The organism is Algoriphagus faecimaris (assembly GCF_900101705.1).
In the GTDB taxonomy this organism is placed as follows: Bacteria; Bacteroidota; Bacteroidia; order Cytophagales; family Cyclobacteriaceae; genus Algoriphagus; species Algoriphagus faecimaris.
On sequence record NZ_FNAC01000028.1, the window covers coordinates 19,154 to 35,536 of the forward strand.

Genomic DNA, 16,383 nt, shown 5'->3' on the forward strand with positions numbered 1-16,383 from the left:
TAGTTAGGCTGAACAGCCTGTCCCGATCAAGTATCGGGAGAGTCGAAGCTAGGCTGAGCGTCATCCAAGCCAGAATAAGCAGTGTAATTTGATCAAGCCGATCACTTGAGAGACGGGAGTCTCGAGATCGAAGTCTGACTGCCATCCCAATTCTTCATCGGAAGCAAGTTGGACTAGTAGTAATGAGAAGGCATCTGTATTTTTAAGTTAGCTCGATACCTTCGCAAAATTTTTCATCTCGGCGATAAATTCCTTTAAATGCTCTATCTCCACATGATCCATCAGTACGATTTTATACCATTCATTAGAAGCATCATGAGATTGAGGAACTAAATTAAACTTATGAGCAATAGGTTCAGGCACTGCATGGGCCCGAATGGTAACAATATTCATTTCGGGCTCACGGAAATACGGAATTTCCATTTGATCCAACTGTTTACAAAGCCAATTGGTACGCATTTTCAAAACAGAAATTTTTTCAAACCATTTGTGAGGACCGTAGGTCGTCAAAATCGTCCAAACTGCCACAGCATTGGCCCCAGAGCGACTTCCGCAAAACGTCAAATCCATTCCCTCCACATACTCAGCTTCTTTGGTCAAGACATGCTCAATCAGTCCTTTTCTACAAACAAAAATCCCAGTTCCATAAGGTGCCTGAAGCATTTTATGTGCGTCAATAGTCAAAGAGGAAATGTCTGGATTTTGGAAGGTAATCTGATTTTCATCATCCGAAAAAGGATAAACAAATCCGCCATATGCGCCATCGATATGCAAACGAAAAGGAACCTCAAAACGCTTTAAAACATCCACTAGAGGAACAGGATCATCCACCGAACCAAACATAGTGGTTCCCATATTGGCAATGGCAATGAAATATTTTTTACCTTTGGCAAGCGCTCTCCTAACTGCCCTCTCTATTTCCTCTTCAGCCATATCCCGGGTATCGGCCTGCACGGGGACTTTTTCCCAATCTAGCATCAATAAATTAGCGCCTTTGGGAATAGAATAATGAGTGTCTTCTGAAGCTAAAATCACAATTTCCTCCAGCTTAGCTCCTTGATTTTTGATGAATTCATTTCTATAAATCCACATCGCTTGTACATTCGCTTCTGTACCGCCAGGTGAAATATAGCCATCAAATTGATCGTCTTCGATTTTGAACAAATCGACAGCGATCATCTTTAGGACTTCCCGCTCCAATTCTTGCGTTCCCTTAAAAGCATACTCAGAGGTGCCATAAGTATGGCAACCGATATGGTTGGGATTAGCAATGTAGGTATTCAGAACAGGCATTTCCCGGAGATAAAGTGATTCATTACTAAACACTTTTTCATCTAATCGGGAGGCCGGATAGCCAAGGTTGGCGTCCTTAGAAAAATCAACATTATCTTTCAAGGCCTTTTGAACGCGCTCTTGTCGCTGATCAGGAGAAAGTTTTCTCCAATACTTCATCTCTATTTCCATAGCTTTGGGTTTGGGTTCTAGGTATTCACTTTCCATACGTGCGCATCAGTATCCAGGATTTCCTTGCCCCAGATGGGAAGCTCAGTTTTGATACGCTCCACGAGTTCATCACAAGCATCCATGGCTGCTTTTCTATGCTTTGAAGAGGTAAATACGAATAGGCAAAGTTCGCCAGTTTTCACTTCTCCCAAACTGTGATAGATGTGCATGCAGGTCAGCGGATATTTTGCAAAGATAGCCTCTCGAATTTCAAAAGCCTTTTCCAAGGCCATTTCTTCATAGGCCGTGTATTCGATTCCGATGACATTCCCTCCTTCCTTTTGGTCTGCCCTTATTTGACCTAGAAAAATGGAATGACCACCGATGTCCGTTTTGCTGCTATGATTGGCAATAGAATGGGCGATTTTGTCAGGGGAGATAGCTCCTTGAACAAATATATTTTTAGGTTTTCTGATTTTATCCATTTCTAAATTGACTTGATTTTAATGCATCGATTCCTCCACGAATAGAAAATACCGTTTTACCGGGATATTCCGCCTTGATCCGCAAAGCTGCTTTCTGACTACGAATTCCACTTTGACAGAAGAAAAATAAGGCCTCGGCCTCTTCCATTTGATCCATGTAGCTGTCGAAATCCGACATTGGGGCCTTAAACAATACCGAGCAAACCAAGGGAGGCTTCTCATCCCGTTCACGCACATCCACCAGCATAGTCCCGTGACCCGCCCGCTGAAAGGCATCTTCCCAATCGAGTTGCTCTATACCCTCACAGGCTAATTCGTAACTCATTGCCTGGAAAGCCTCCCAACCCTGAGGTGCCGCCGACCTCGCCTTAAACTGAGGATTGATCTCCACCTCGTAGGTTTCGGAAGACAAGCTGTTAAAAAACAAAACCTTATTATCCAGCACCTTGCCAAGACCCGAGATCAATTTAATCGCTTCCAAAGCCATCAAATTTCCTATAATACCAGGCAAAACACCAATTACCCCGGTCTCGGAACAATTGGGGATTTCTGTGGCAGAGGGCATCTGTGGATAAAGATCCCTATAGTTACAGGAACTCCGGTTACGATTAAAAACCGACACTTGCCCCTCATTCTGATAGATCGCGCCAAAAACCAAAGGTTTATGCGCTAAAACACAGGCATCATTTACCAAGTAGCGAGTGGGAAAATTATCTGATCCGTCGATAACCAAATCGTAGGATTTTAGTAGTTGGGCGGCATTGCTGACATTGATGAATTCCGGAAAGGCAAACCAACTGATATCGCTATACTTATTTTGGAAAAAAGAAACTGCCTGCTCCGCCTTATTTTTCCCCAAATCCTGCTCTCCAAAAAGCACTTGCCGATTGAGATTAGACAAACTGACCTCATCTCCATCCACCACACCTATCCTCCCCACTCCGGCTGCTGCCAAATAAAGCAAAATCGGGCAACCCAAGCCACCGGCACCAATCACCAAAACCGATGCATTTCTCAACTTGTCTTGGCCTGCTTTTCCCAAACCGGGAAGGATCACCTGTCTTTCAAATCTATCCATATCATCCTCCAGAAAATGGGGGTAAAAGGGCTACTTCGGCTCCGATTGGAATGTCTGTCTCCTCCGAAACCATCTTTTTATTGATGGCTAGATTGAACTTCAAGCCTTTCAGTTCGGGGTATTTCATAAAAAGCTCATTTTTAAGCTCATGAGAATTGCCAGGGTTTTCCAATCGAAGCTGATCAGCACCTAGTTTCTCTGCAATCATCCCAAAAGCTTTGAGAGTAATTTGGTTTTCCATAGTAATTTAATCGATCCCCCTAAATTAAAGTTCAAGGCTTGATTTAACTAATTCCCTGATCAAATAACCGGTGAGAGACAAATATAGATTCCATAGGGACTTCAATTCACCACGAGAACCTATCAAACCTTTGATTTCCTTAAATTATCTTGGCACTGGTAATCCTTGTTAAAAAAATTTTTGGCTTTAAATTGTACAGAAAATAAACGTACATGGTATGTCGTACGTATTTTTAACGTACATTTATCAAAAAAATTGGAATTATGGATACCAAAGAATTAAATACCAAAGGAGCCCGATTTGACACTCGTCTTTCCAAAGAACAAAAGGAACTCTTTGAGAAGGCTGTTCAACTCGGTGGATACAGAAATCTAACTGATTTCGTAGTGCTTACCCTTCAAGAAAAAGCAAAAGAAATCATTTCTGAAAATGAACGGATTCTTTCTTCACAGAGAGATGGTGAAATTTTTTTCGATATGGTCATGAACCCTAAAAGCCCCAATAAATCACTTTCGGATGCAGCAGCAGAATTTAAATCTATTTTCTCCTGATGGATCAACTCTCTGAACCTTTACAATCCAAGCATAAAAAATCTGAATTTTCTTGTGGAAAGGAAATGCTGAATACTTATATCCATAAGCTGGCAAATCAAGATGTCAAACGAAAACTTTCTGCCTGTTTTGTGATTGCTCAAAAAGAAACCCAAAAAATAAAAGGTTATTACACACTATCTAATAGCAGCATTCCCCTAGATCTAATTCCTTTAAAAATTCAGAAAAAATTACCCAAATCCTACAGTTCTATTCCAACAATCTTACTCGGTAGATTGGCAATTGATCACCAATTTCAAGGGCAAGGATTAGGTAAATTACTTTTGATTGACGCGCTGAAAAGATGTTATGAAATTTCAAGATCTTTAGGTTGTTTCGCAGTAATAGTCGATCCAATTGATCAACATGCTGAGAAGTTTTATGAAAAATATGGGTTTATACAGCTCCCAGATAGTGGAAAAATGTTTCTCCCTATGAATACAATCAGTCAGCTTTTTGAATAACTATTTTGAACATGGCAATTAGTCCCATCGGGACGGACGATCAACTAACTGGGGATTTTAATCCCTAGTCTCTGAGGCATACCCCAGTCCAAAGAGTCCCAGAGGGACGGGACATTAAAGAAATCAACCGTGCCGCTGGCAATCTCTTTCCACTTTGGCTTATCCCAATCCAGCCATTAAAATAGCTGGTTAATCAATCTTCCATGCCTACGGCATTAAACTCCTGTCCAATTCTCATTCATACGCCATAATCAAGTCCCATCGGGATGCACGATTCACTAACTGGGGATTTTAATCCCTAGTCTCTAAGGCATGAGCTCCCCCCTTGAGTCCTATAGGGACGGGACATTAAAGAAATCAACCGTGCCGCTGGCACTCTCTGTCCAATTTGGCTTATCCTAATCCAGCCATTAAAATGGCTGGTTAATCAATCGTTCATGCCTACGGCATTTTATCCGGGTTTAAAGGTTACTGCAGAATCCGAAAATAAGTCCCGTAGGGACGCAATATTGAATAACTGGGGATTTTAATCCCTAGTCTCTGAGGCATACCCCAGTCCAAAGAGTCCCAAAGGGACGGGGCATTAAAGAAATAAACCGTGCTGCTGGCACTCTCTGTCCAATTTGGCTTATCCCAATCCAGCCATTAAAATGGCTGGTTAATCAATCGTTTTATGCCTACGGCATTAAACTCCTGTCCATTTATCGTTCCTACACCATAATCAAGTCCCATCGGGACGGACGATCTACTAACTGGGGATTTTAATCCCTAGTCTCTAAAACATACCCCAGCCCAGAGAGTCCCAGCGGGACGGGACATTAATCATTGTAAATCTTCAAATAAATACTCTGGCAAATAAGAGATATTATGTGCTTTCAACAGCTCAATATACTCGGCCTTAAAAGTCATATTTTTATGATGCTCTTCTTGATTATTGATATACCTACTTACTCTACTAACCTGACTTTGACTATATGCAAAACATCCAAAACCTATTTGCCATTCAAATCTATTGTTAAAGTAACCGGATTCATTTAGCCACTTGGATGATTTTGATTTTACACTTTTCATAACATCAGAAATGGAATGTCTAGGATAAAACCGAAATAAACAATGAACATGATCACTTACACCATTTACAATTAAAGTTTGGCAACCTGCTTCATTTATGAGATTCCCAATTACCGCATAAAGTTCTTTCTCAAAAGATTTTTTGATTACAGCTGACCGGTATTTTACAGCAAAAACTGATTGACAATAGAGTGATGAGTAAGTATTAGGCATGATACAGTAAGTTTGATTAAACCTTAATTTAAAAAATAAATCGTTCGTGCCTATGGCACTCCCCTCATTCTATCTGACCTCCTGCCCAGCCATTAAAATGGCTGGTTAATCAATCTTCCATGCCTACGGCATTAAACTCGTGTCCAATTCTCATTCATACGCCATAATCAAGTCCCATCGGGACGGACGATCTACTAACTGGGGATTTTAATCCCTAGTCTCTGAGGCATACCCCAGTCCAAAGAGTCCCAGAGGGACGGGACATTAAAGAAATCAACCGTGCCGCTGGCAATCTCTTTCCAATTTGGCTTATCCCAATCCAGCCATTAAAATGGCTGGTTAATCAATCGTTCATGCCTACGGCATTTTATCCGGGTTTAAAGGTTACTGCAGAACCCGAAAATAAGTCCCGTAGGGACGCAATATTGAATAAATGGGGATTTTAATCCCTAGTCTTGGAGGCATACCCCAGTCCAAAGAGTCCCAAAGGGACGGGGCATTAAAGAAATCAACCGTGCTGCTGGCACTCTCTGTCCAATTTGGCTTATCCTAATCCAGCCATTAAAATAGCTGGTTAATCAATCGTTTATGCCTACGGCATTTTATCCGGGTTTAAAGGTTACTGCAGAACCCGAAAATAAGTCCCGTAGGGACGCAATATTGAATAACTGGGGATTTTAATCCCTAGTCTTGGAGGCATACCCCAGTCCAGAGAGTCCCAGAGGGACGGGACATTTTTTATCCCAAAATCAACTTTACGGAAGCAAAAAACAAGACAAAAGCCAACAGGTACTTTAGGGCTTGATTGGAGAATTTTCTAGCCCCAAGGTAGGCACCAAGCATCCCTCCTGCCACGGTCAATGGCACTAAAACCCAAAGTTCTTCCTTCATAGGAATCTCATACGTACTCGCTCCCAAAAAGCCAGCGACCGAATTTAAAAATATAAAGAGCGCACTTAGGGCCGCGGTTTCCTTTACACCCGCCCAACCCAGCATCAGGACAATAGGAGTCAGAATTATCCCACCACCAATTCCGATCATCCCGGAAACAAAGCCAATCAATATTCCCAAAAGCGGTCCCATCCACCAAGCTCTTTTCAGTTTTTTTTCCTTAGCAATTGGGAAAATCCCACTAAACTTTAGCACTGGAAAGATCAGCAAGACACCCAAGACCTTTTTGTAAATTGATGCATCCAAGAGAATTGTCCCCCCAAAATAGGCCGCAGGAATAGAAAATAAGATCAGCGACCAAAAAAGATGCGTGGGGAATTCACCTGCCTTTCGGTAGTTAAGGAAAGAGGCCATCGATACCATCATGTTCAGTATCAAGGCCGTGGGTCGTATTTCCTCGGGCGCAAAGCCCAACAAAGCCAAAATCATCAAATAGGAACTTGCACCGCCATGCCCTACCGAGGCGTACAAAAAGGCCGCAAAGGGCATCAAAAAAAACAAACCGTAATACAGCAAGTCCTCCATTACCAAGGATAAAATTTAACCTTTTCTCCTGCCTTTACCTCTGTACTTTCTTCGGGTATTTCTACAAAACCATTGGCCAGTCCAAAGGCTATCAAATTGAAGGACTCCTGACCTTGAAGTACTCGTACCTGCCCCTTTGTTAACTCTGCTTTTAGAAACTGAGTAAGTGGTATTTTCTTCTCAAAATCCGCAGCTATCGGAAACTCAAAATAATTACTCCAGGCATCTGAATTTCCCATCCAAGAATGAATTAAAGGCTTGACATACTGCATAAAGCAGGATAAAACCGAACCCGGATTACCCGGCAAAGCAAAAACAACTTTCTCCTCCTTTTGCCCCGCGTAGAGCGGTTTTCCCGGTCGCTGTTTCAATTTATAGAAAAGCTCTTGAACCTGATTTGCCTCCACAGCCTCTTTTACAAAATCATAATCCCCTACCGAAATTCCTCCGGTAAATATTACCAAATCACTTATTTCCAATGCTTCTTTAAGACCTTGAACCACCTCGGCTTTTTGATCTCTAACTTGGATCTGATTGACTTCAGAAACGCCCAAATCTTTTAACCAAAATTCTAAAGCAGGGCCATTGGCATTATAGATTTGGCCGCGCTTAAGCTCAGATCCTATGGCTTTGATTTCATTTCCGGTAATAATAAGCGTGACTTTGGGGGCCTGAAAAACCTCCACCTCACCTACTCCCACTGAAGCTAGCAAACTTACCATTCCTGGGGTAATTTTAGACGCTGTCTCGGCTATTGTAGCTCCTTTTTGGCATTGGGATCCTTGATAGCGAACATGCTTGCCTTGCTCTGCTTCTTCTGATTCGAAAAAAATACGAGCACCTTTTCTCTGTACTTTTTCCTGCATGATCACCGAATCTGCACCTTCCGGCATCGGTGCACCTGTAAAAATTCGAATGGCTTGGCCCGGCTCAATTTTATGCAAGTTAGAGGCACCTGCTGCCGACTCCCCGATTAGTTCCAATTCACTTAGTCCATCTTCCCAGCAATAAGCATAACCGTCCATGGCCGAGTTATCAAAAGAAGGTACATTCAAAGTAGATTTGACAGATTCTGCCAAAAAACAGCCCAAAGCATCCACAGTCTGGACTCGGACTTTTTTTTGGGGTAAGTTTAGGCTTTGAAGAATGGATTTGGCTTTCGTTACTGCAATCATTTTACCCTCCGATATTGATCATGCTTCGATTTTCAATCACATCCGGATTGGCCTTAAGGTAATCCGGGTCAAACTGTCCACCTAAGGCCTTGTGCTTTCTCGAAATGGATAAACGAATCAGTTCTTCCACATTCTCTCCTTTTCTTAAAGCGCCCAAAAGATCCAATTCTTCTTTGCCAAATAGACAATTCTTAATTTTTCCGTCTGCAGTAAGCCGGATTCGATTACAGCCTGCACAGAAGTTTTCGCTCATCGTGGTGATAAAAGCGAAGGTGCCAGCAAAGCCTGGAACTTGGTATTTCTTAGCTGTGTCGTGCTTTTTGTCCAGCAGTTTCTCCACTGGAAATTTTTCCTTCACCAGTTCCAGCATGCTAGCTGCTGTGATGACTTTTTTACTTTGCCAATGATTACCGGCAAAGGGCATAAATTCGATGAAGCGTACATGAAGGGGAAGCCTCTCGGTCAAGGCCACAAAGTCGCAGATTTCCTCTTCGATCAAGCCATGAAGAGCTACAGCATTGATTTTGACCCGAAAGCCTTCCTTGAGTAACAATTCGATATTTCCCCAAACCTGATCCAACTGATCTCTTCGAGTCAATTTTAAAAACTTTTCTCTATTGAGCGTATCTAAAGAAACATTTACAGAGCGAACTCCTGCTCTTTTCATCACCTCAACATGCTTATGGATGAGCACGCCATTAGTAGTGAGTGTCAACTCCACATTATGGGCTGCCAAACGCTCCAAAATCTCAGGAAATTCCTTTCTGACCAAAGGTTCACCGCCTGTCAGCCGGATTTTTTTTACCCCAAGTCGGATAAACAATTCTCCCAATTTCAGGATTTCATCCTGACTCATCAGCTTGGACTGAGGCATCCACTCCATCTCCTCCTGCGGCATGCAATAGGTACAACGAAAATTGCAGTGATCTGTGAGCGAGATCCTGAGGTAATCATGAGTACGTCCAAAAGCGTCCTGAAGCATATGCGATGATAATGATTTTTAGCTCAAAAGGTAAGGCGATTTGAGTTGAAAGGTAAAATATAAAGTTATAAATACAGTTAGAGCGACTTTATTGAATTAGAATTTCAATTTTCAGAGCAAAGTTCAGAAATCAAGCTTTTCTAAACTGAGTGGGTGACATATTCAGGTGTTTTTTGAAAAAATTATTAAAATGAGTCACCTCAGTAAATCCCAAAGAATAAGCTATCTCAGATACATTCCAGTTACTTTGCATTAGAAGGATTTTGGTTTCTTGAACTAGGCGATCCGCAATCAGTTGGCTGGTGGTTTTTCCAGTCATTTCCTTAACCGCCCGATTGAGATGATTGACATGAATATTGAGTTGATCGGCAAAATCTGCAGGCGTTCTCAAGCTTATGATTTTATGTATATCATCAATTGGAAACTGTCTCTCAAGCAGTTCCAAGAAAATAGATGCTATCCGAACAGAAGCATTCCCGTGCTGAGAGGTTTGTATTTCCGCAGGCTGCAACTTCATGCCAAAATGAATCAACTCAAATACCAAAGCTCGAAGCGAATCATATTTGTATTTATATTCTGAATTAAACTCATTCTGCATTTTATCAAAGAGCTTTTCCACCTCTTCTGTTTCCTCATCACTCAATTCAAAGATGTGGATTCCGTTGGGATGAAAGACCTCATATTGCTGGATTTGACCAAAATTCATAAAAAAGTGGGGGTTAAAAATGCAGTAAATCCCTTGGGTCTCAGGAGTCAAATGATCCCACTTGTAAGGCACCAAAGGATTCGAAAAAGAAAGCGCCTGTTTTTTCACTTCATAAATACGGTCTGCATAGTGCACCGTACTTTCACCCTTGACCAGCATAACTTTGTAAAAATCCCTTCTACGATAAGGCACAGCCTTCATTTTCCCTTCAAAATAAGGCTCCAAACGAAACAGGTTAAAATGCCCAATTTCATTTGCAATAGATTCCGGAATCCAATTAAACTTCCGCTTGTAAAACTCCTCTATGCTTTCGGGATTTTCCATGGGTTTATTTTTTAGCGTAACGATTTTCAAACTTATAGATCAAACTCACATTCCAAACCAAATCATTCCCCGGGATGGTGGATTTGATTTTTTGGTTGAAAAAGGTCTGAAGCTGAAATGGAAAATCAGTTTTTTTGAGCGTCAAAGCTGTATTGGCATAATAGCCAGAGTCTCCGTCAAGATTTAGGAAAAATACCTGTGGGCTGAGTTGAAGTAAGAGCTCCCTTTTAAGCTTAAAATCCGCCAATCCAGCATTTAAGGCTAGAAAATCGGAGTTTTTTGCAGTAATTACCTGAACTCCCATTCCGCGCTGATAATAAAGCCCGAGCGAGAATTTATCCGTGAATTTGAAATTCGTATTCACTTCCCCTGCGACATAACGATTAGCAACAAATGCCTTTTCTTCCGCTCCATTCACGATCATTTCATTTTCTGTAAAGAGAAAAGCCGGATGCCCGCCTATCGTAAGCGAAAACCGTTTGTCTTTGATTACTTTGTATCGACCCCAAAAAATAAGTGTCCATGGCTTTCCGTCCATTCCAAACCGCAGCATAGGATCAAAGGACAATCGCTCGCCACCCATACTGAGATCAAAATAAACTGCCGGTCTATCCAAGGAGAAGGAAGGGATAATGGATACCCCATTGCTGGTGGCGGTGATGGTACCGCTTAGGTGTCTATTATTTTCTTCTTGGGCAATTGCGCCGAAGCTTATCACAATCAACCCAATTCCCGAACAAAACAAACTTTTTGCATTGAAATACTTCAATTTGGCAATTCCCTTCAAGATGGAGAGTAGTCTATTGATTTTCATGGTAATATAATGCAAGAATTCAGCGCACAAAAGTCGTAGGAAAACATCGAATCGGATTAATCCTATTCAAATGAAAACTTACGATTTTCAAACAAATATCCATATTCGAGCTTCCATCAAGACTGATTTACATCAGGTTTTATAATGATTGTTTGAATTTGATAAGATATGGTTTGAATAGAGTTAGATAAGTAGAAGGCCAATTATGAATTTTGTAAGGATTTATTCCAATTTCAATTTCTAAATTAGCTAGCTATGAAAAAGTATTTATTGGTATTTGCCCTATTTCTAATAGGAACCGATTACACATTTGCACAAGCCAACACCGAACAAGAAATCAAACAACTGTCCTTAGACAAATGGCAATGGATGGCCGATAAAGATGTAGTCAAATTGGAAAAACTCTTTGATGATAAGGCGAAGTTTGTGCACATGAGCGGAACTTGGAAAAAAGACCGTGAACTGGAAATCATTGAGACTGGCAGTATCTGGTACAAAAATGCGGAAATTCATGACACTGCCGTGGAGATTTCCGGTGATGTTGCAGTCGTTTGGAATCGGATCACCCTCACAGCTTTCGTCCGAGGAAGTGATGTTGAGAATGAATTTACAGTCACCGAAGTGTACCAAAAGCAAGGAAATGATTGGAAAATGCTTGTTTTTACATTCAGTAGCGTTCGCAATACCCATGAGATCGAGAAGTAACATAACTGAAACCTGCCAGGTTTGGGGCGAAAAAAGACAGGAAACAATAACAAAGCCCATAAAACCTGGCAGGTTTTTCTTTCGGACAATTCTCCAGTCTGTGTCTCCACTGAAAGGAACTTTCAAATAAAATCAAGTGAATGAGAACACTCACTTTGTCACTTCACACAAACCCATATAGCATGAAAAAGATAGTATTCAGCCTATTCCTGCTCCTCTTCCTTGTGCAAATCACCGTTGCCCAAAACACTTCCGAGAAACAGGAAATCATCGAGCTCTCCAAAACCAAATGGCAATGGATGGCGGATAAAGATGCCGATAAACTGGCCGAATTGTTTGACGATCAATCCGTCTTCGTCCACATGGGTGGCTCCTGGGGGAAAGAACGCGAAGTCAACATCATCCGCAGCGGTGGAATTTGGTACAAGAAAGCCGACATCCATGAAGTTTCTGTGGAAATCATCGACAATACAGCTATCCTTCTCAACCGAATCACTTTGGTTGCAGAAGTCGGCGGAAACGAAGTCACCAACCCTTTCGAAGTCACTGAAGTGTATATCAAAAAGGCTGATGGATGGAAGCTGGGCTCACTCTCCTTTACCCGACTGATGACTCCCTGAGGAAATTAAAAATAAGAATTTAAACCTGACAGGCTTGAAATAGAGATAGCGACAGTCTCGAACCAGATCGAATAAACTTAACAGATTTTCAACCACGCTCCTCGGGATTTGTAATCCCTGCAGCCTCGGTTAGTGTCTCCACTAACCGAAACAAAACAAGTGCGCAGGGACCTGACTAACCGTCAGGCAGGCACTCACTTGGGCATAAAAAGCATCATCAAACCAAACCAATGAAGCTCTTCTTCCTCAGTTTTTTCCTATATACCTCTTTGAACAGTTCCTGCCAAACACATACAGGTGACCATCAGAAAGTGGCACAGGTCGCCGCAGACAAAATACTAATCGTCTACCTATCCCGCACCAAAAACACCAAAACAGTGGCGGAGATGATTCAAAAGGAAGTCGGAGGAAATTTGATTGAATTGGAATTGGTCATGCCCTATCCGGAAAACTACCAAGCCATCGTAGCCCAAGTGGCCAAAGAAAATGAAACTGGCTTCCTGCCTCCGCTAAAAACCAATATCACCGATTTGGAACAATACGAGGTGGTTTTTCTCGGTTTCCCGACTTGGGGAATGCAATTGCCTCCACCAATGAAAAGCTTCCTTTCATCAAATGACCTAAGCGGAAAGAAAGTCATTCCCTTTAACACGCATGCGGGCTATGAGATTGGAAGTAGTTTTAAAACTGTGGAACGGATTTGCGAAAAATGTCAGATCCTAAAAGGGTTTTCCACAAAAGGTGGAATCGAAAGGGATGGAATTCTTTTTTTAATGGAAGGTAAAAAAGAAATACAAGTAGAGCAGGAGCTAAAGAAATGGCTCATCAAACTTAATCTACTGACTACCAATAAGTAATTCTAGTCTTTATAATTTATTAATGTGGGTATTTTTAAACCTTCTTGGCAAGAGCTTGTTCCTCTGTAGACATCTAAAAAAACCTTCAAACAATGAAAAGTACAAAAATTTTAGCTCTAGCGGGAAGTTTCCTGGCGATAGGATTGTGGACTGCTTGCAGCGCTCCTAAAGAGGAAGCCACTGAAGAAGTTGCGGTAGAAGTAGTGGAGGAGACTCCAGAACCATCCAACACAGTAGTGGACATCGCTATCGGTTCTCCGGATCATACGACCTTGGTAGCCGCTGTTCAAGCAGCAGGACTGGCCGAAACACTTAGCGGAGAGGGACCATTTACCGTTTTTGCTCCTACTAATGCGGCTTTCGAGGCCCTACCAGCGGGAACTGTAGAAGATCTTTTGAAGCCTGAAAACAAAGAAACTTTAACTGGTATTCTAACCTTCCATGTGGTCTCAGGAAATGTAATGTCAGGAGACTTAAGCGACGGACAAATAGTCACTACGCTCAATGGAGAAACATTGACCGTATCCATTGCAGATGGAGTGGTTAAGATTGGTGGCGCAACAGTCGTAGCAGCCGATTTGGCTGGAGACAATGGAGTAGTACACGTGATCGACACGGTTTTACTACCTGCTCAGTAAAAAATAATCAAGTCAAAATTGAAGGCTGATCCCTAGGGTCAGCCTTTTTTTTACTTTTTTTTTAAGCGCACAATTGTTTGATATGTGTAATTTGATTCCTAGGGTACTTTGTATCTTGCACTTTACTTCAATGGTTTCACTAGTCCATTAGGATAAACTTCTTAATTCCCTCCGAAAGTTTAAAACGCAGTCTTCATGAAAACATCCTCTACTCTCAACCGCCGATCTTTTCTCAAAGTCTCTGCTTTAGCAGGTGGTGGAATGATTCTGAGCTTCAACTGGCTGGCGGGATGCAAGCCCAAGGAGATCGAAGAACCGGGTCTTACAAAGGAATGGTTTAAGCTAAACGGTTACATCAAAATAGGAGAAAACGGACTGATCACCATCATGTCTCCTAATCCGGAAGGCGGACAAAATATCAAGACTTCCATGCCCCTCATCGTGGCAGAGGAACTCGATGCCGATTGGAGTAAGGTGGTGGTAGAGCAGGCCCCTTTGGACACAGACAATTTTACTCGGCAGTTTATTGGGGGGAGTCAAGCGATTCGATTGGGCTGGACCGCATTGCGAACTGCCGGAGCTACTGCCCGTCAACTGCTCATTCATGCAGCAGCAAAAACTTGGAATGTTCCAGCTTCAGAGATCAGCACCGAACCTGGGTTCTTAATTCACGAAGGTAGTGGCAAAAAAGCCCATTTCGGGGAAATGGCTTCCCAAGCGGCCACCTTACCAATTCCCAAGGAAATTCCCTTCAAGGAAATCTCTAAGTTTAGACTGATCGGAACCTCTCATAAAAATGTGGACAGTAAAAATATTGTAACAGGAAAGCCACTTTTTGGGATCGATTACAAAAAGGAAGGGATGCTCATCGCCATGATCATCCATCCACCTGCACATGGGTTGCGCCTCAAGTCATTTGATGATTCTGCCGCTCGATCTTTGCCCGGAATCCGGGATATTTTCCAGATCAAATCGCATCAGGTCGACTACGAACGTACTTTTTTTGACACGACTAGCTTCACGGATTTAGTAGCCATCGTCGGCAATTCTACTTGGGAAGTCATGCAAGCAAAAAAGGCCATAAAGGTGGAATGGGAGGAGTTTTCTACCTATGATGAAAATCGGGATTGGTTTGGAAGAAAAGAAATCCGAACAATTCCTCAAGGGCTAGAAAATCAAGATGAGCAAGTTCAAAAAATGGCTCAAGCAGCAATAAATGCCCGTACAGTTCGAAAAGACGGGAACCCTGAAGCCGCTTTTGTCTCCGCTGCTAAAATCATCGAACAAACCTACCGAGGCCCTTTCTTGGCCCATAACTGCATGGAGCCGATGAATTTCTTTGCCCATGTGGAGGGAAACAAAATTCATTGTGCCGGCCCACTTCAAAAACCCGAGCTGACTGAGCAGGCACTTTCCACAAGGTTGGGTGTACCCATTGAAAACATAGAAATTGAAATGACTCGACTAGGGGGAGGATATGGTCGTCGATCCTATGCACATTGGTTGATCGAAGCGGCTGTGATTTCCCAAAAAGTCAATGCTCCGATCAAATTGATCTACTCACGAGAAGATGACATGACTGGTGGGATTTATAGACCGATGTATCAAGCAACTTACAGAGCGGCATTGGACAAAAACAATAATCTGATCGGGTTTCATGTCAATGCCGGAGGCTTGGTGGAGCCTCCCATTTATCCCAATCGTTTCCCTGCAGGTGCAGTCGATAACTATTGGGCTGAAGAATGGACCGTTCCTTCCAATATTACCGTAGGTTCTTTCCGTGCTCCCCGATCCAACTTTATTGCAGCGGCCGAGCAATCCTTCTTAGATGAAGTGGCAGAAGCTGCGGGGAAAGATCCAATCGATTTTCGAATAGCCCTTTTACAAAAAGCCAAAACGAACCCTATCGGTGAAAACAATGACTACGATGCGGATCGCTTCATCGGTGTATTAGAATTGCTAAAAACCAAATCCAATTGGGGAAAAAGCCAGCAGGGAATTTCCCGAGGGGTTTCGGCTTACTTCTGTCACAACAGCTATGCTGCATCTGTTGTGGATTTAACCCTGAAGGATGGAAATATTAATATCGAAAGAGTGACTCAAGCTTTAGATTGCGGTCTTTTGATCAATCCGGATGCTGCAAGAAATCTTTGTGAAGGAGCTGTAGTAGATGCTATTGGTACGGCGATGTATGGTGAGCTGAAATTCAAAAATGGAGTACCGGATAAAAGTAATTTTGACCAATACCGCATGATCAGAATGAAAGAAGCTCCGAAAGCGATTGAGACCTACTTTGTGGAAAGTCAGGTAGATCCAACAGGCTTAGGCGAACCGGGCTATCCACCCGTATTTGCGGCTTTGGCAAATGCGCTTTATAAAGCGACAGGCAGGCGGTTTTACGATCAACCCTTTGCACCTCAGATATAAAACTTACCCGGAACCTTTTTTTGAGGAGTCAAATAAGGTCGGTAAAAGTCCCCTCCTTTGTTTTTTAAGAGAGA

General features: G+C 42.3%; 17 protein-coding genes. 7 read left to right on the plus strand and 10 right to left on the minus strand.

All coding sequences use genetic code 11. The annotated features are described in order from the left end of the window. Positions 1-207: 207 nt before the first annotated feature. The 4 genes from BLQ57_RS14045 to BLQ57_RS14060 are packed head-to-tail and all read right to left on the minus strand — an operon-like array spanning position 208 to position 3,247. The gene (locus tag BLQ57_RS14045) at positions 208-1,464 is read right to left on the minus strand and encodes a pyridoxal-dependent decarboxylase (protein ID WP_240507829.1); all 1,257 of its coding nucleotides are present in this window, start codon (positions 1,462-1,464) and stop codon (positions 208-210) included. Positions 1,465-1,481: 17 nt separating this feature from the next. Continuing rightward, positions 1,482-1,928 (minus strand): molybdenum cofactor biosynthesis protein MoaE, encoded by a 447-nt coding sequence (locus BLQ57_RS14050; protein WP_087940108.1) that lies wholly within the window; start codon positions 1,926-1,928, stop codon positions 1,482-1,484. After that, on the minus strand, positions 1,921-3,006 hold the full coding sequence (locus BLQ57_RS14055; RefSeq protein WP_087940107.1) for a HesA/MoeB/ThiF family protein: 1,086 nt from the start codon (positions 3,004-3,006) through the stop codon (positions 1,921-1,923). Before BLQ57_RS14055 ends, BLQ57_RS14050 begins: the two co-directional genes overlap by 8 nt. Before the next feature lies 1 nt (position 3,007). Beyond that, positions 3,008-3,247: a MoaD/ThiS family protein gene (locus BLQ57_RS14060; RefSeq protein ID WP_240507828.1), complete on the minus strand. Its 240-nt coding sequence runs from the start codon at positions 3,245-3,247 to the stop codon at positions 3,008-3,010. 263 nt (positions 3,248-3,510) lie between these two features. Here BLQ57_RS14060 and BLQ57_RS14065 point away from each other — a divergent pair, with 263 nt between their 5' ends. Both BLQ57_RS14065 and BLQ57_RS14070 read left to right on the plus strand, forming a co-directional pair. Then, entirely contained in the window at positions 3,511-3,798 is a 288-nt protein-coding gene (locus BLQ57_RS14065; protein WP_087940106.1) for a type II toxin-antitoxin system TacA family antitoxin, read from the plus strand. After that, the gene (locus tag BLQ57_RS14070) at positions 3,798-4,301 is read left to right on the plus strand and encodes a GNAT family N-acetyltransferase (RefSeq protein ID WP_087940105.1); all 504 of its coding nucleotides are present in this window, start codon (positions 3,798-3,800) and stop codon (positions 4,299-4,301) included. The genes BLQ57_RS14065 and BLQ57_RS14070 overlap by 1 nt, the downstream gene beginning before the upstream one ends. A gap of 822 nt (positions 4,302-5,123) precedes the next feature. On the opposite strand, the gene tnpA is transcribed toward BLQ57_RS14070, so the two are convergent. From tnpA to BLQ57_RS14100, 6 genes are all read right to left on the minus strand, one after another. Beyond that, positions 5,124-5,585 (minus strand): IS200/IS605 family transposase, encoded by a 462-nt coding sequence (gene tnpA / locus BLQ57_RS14075; RefSeq protein WP_087940104.1) that lies wholly within the window; start codon positions 5,583-5,585, stop codon positions 5,124-5,126. 738 nt (positions 5,586-6,323) lie between these two features. Beyond that, a complete protein-coding gene (locus tag BLQ57_RS14080; protein ID WP_087940103.1) occupies positions 6,324-7,061 on the minus strand; it encodes a sulfite exporter TauE/SafE family protein in 738 nt (245 codons plus the stop codon). Next, the gene (locus BLQ57_RS14085; protein WP_087940102.1) at positions 7,061-8,236 is read right to left on the minus strand and encodes a molybdopterin molybdotransferase MoeA; all 1,176 of its coding nucleotides are present in this window, start codon (positions 8,234-8,236) and stop codon (positions 7,061-7,063) included. The genes BLQ57_RS14080 and BLQ57_RS14085 overlap by 1 nt, the downstream gene beginning before the upstream one ends. A gap of 1 nt (position 8,237) precedes the next feature. Further along, positions 8,238-9,218: a GTP 3',8-cyclase MoaA gene (gene moaA / locus BLQ57_RS14090; protein ID WP_087940101.1), complete on the minus strand. Its 981-nt coding sequence runs from the start codon at positions 9,216-9,218 to the stop codon at positions 8,238-8,240. A gap of 130 nt (positions 9,219-9,348) precedes the next feature. Continuing rightward, on the minus strand, positions 9,349-10,248 hold the full coding sequence (locus BLQ57_RS14095) for a helix-turn-helix domain-containing protein (RefSeq protein ID WP_087940123.1): 900 nt from the start codon (positions 10,246-10,248) through the stop codon (positions 9,349-9,351). A 4-nt stretch (positions 10,249-10,252) separates the two neighbouring features. Then, positions 10,253-11,062: a hypothetical protein gene (locus BLQ57_RS14100; RefSeq protein WP_087940100.1), complete on the minus strand. Its 810-nt coding sequence runs from the start codon at positions 11,060-11,062 to the stop codon at positions 10,253-10,255. A 255-nt stretch (positions 11,063-11,317) separates the two neighbouring features. On the opposite strand from BLQ57_RS14100, the gene BLQ57_RS14105 reads away from it, so the two are divergent. The 5 genes from BLQ57_RS14105 (at position 11,318) to BLQ57_RS14125 (ending at position 16,309) form a co-directional block, all read left to right on the plus strand. Continuing rightward, positions 11,318-11,767, plus strand: a complete 450-nt coding sequence (locus BLQ57_RS14105) for a nuclear transport factor 2 family protein (protein WP_087940099.1) — start codon at positions 11,318-11,320, stop codon at positions 11,765-11,767. Between the two features lie 182 nt (positions 11,768-11,949). After that, positions 11,950-12,387 carry a nuclear transport factor 2 family protein gene (locus tag BLQ57_RS14110; RefSeq protein ID WP_087940098.1) on the plus strand — a complete coding sequence of 146 codons (438 nt, stop codon included), beginning with the start codon at positions 11,950-11,952 and terminating at the stop codon, positions 12,385-12,387. 230 nt (positions 12,388-12,617) lie between these two features. Beyond that, a complete protein-coding gene (locus BLQ57_RS14115; RefSeq protein ID WP_087940097.1) occupies positions 12,618-13,244 on the plus strand; it encodes a flavodoxin family protein in 627 nt (208 codons plus the stop codon). Between the two features lie 92 nt (positions 13,245-13,336). Beyond that, positions 13,337-13,882: a fasciclin domain-containing protein gene (locus BLQ57_RS14120; protein WP_087940096.1), complete on the plus strand. Its 546-nt coding sequence runs from the start codon at positions 13,337-13,339 to the stop codon at positions 13,880-13,882. 195 nt (positions 13,883-14,077) lie between these two features. Further along, positions 14,078-16,309 (plus strand): xanthine dehydrogenase family protein molybdopterin-binding subunit, encoded by a 2,232-nt coding sequence (locus tag BLQ57_RS14125; RefSeq protein ID WP_087940095.1) that lies wholly within the window; start codon positions 14,078-14,080, stop codon positions 16,307-16,309. Positions 16,310-16,383: the final 74 nt, after the last annotated feature.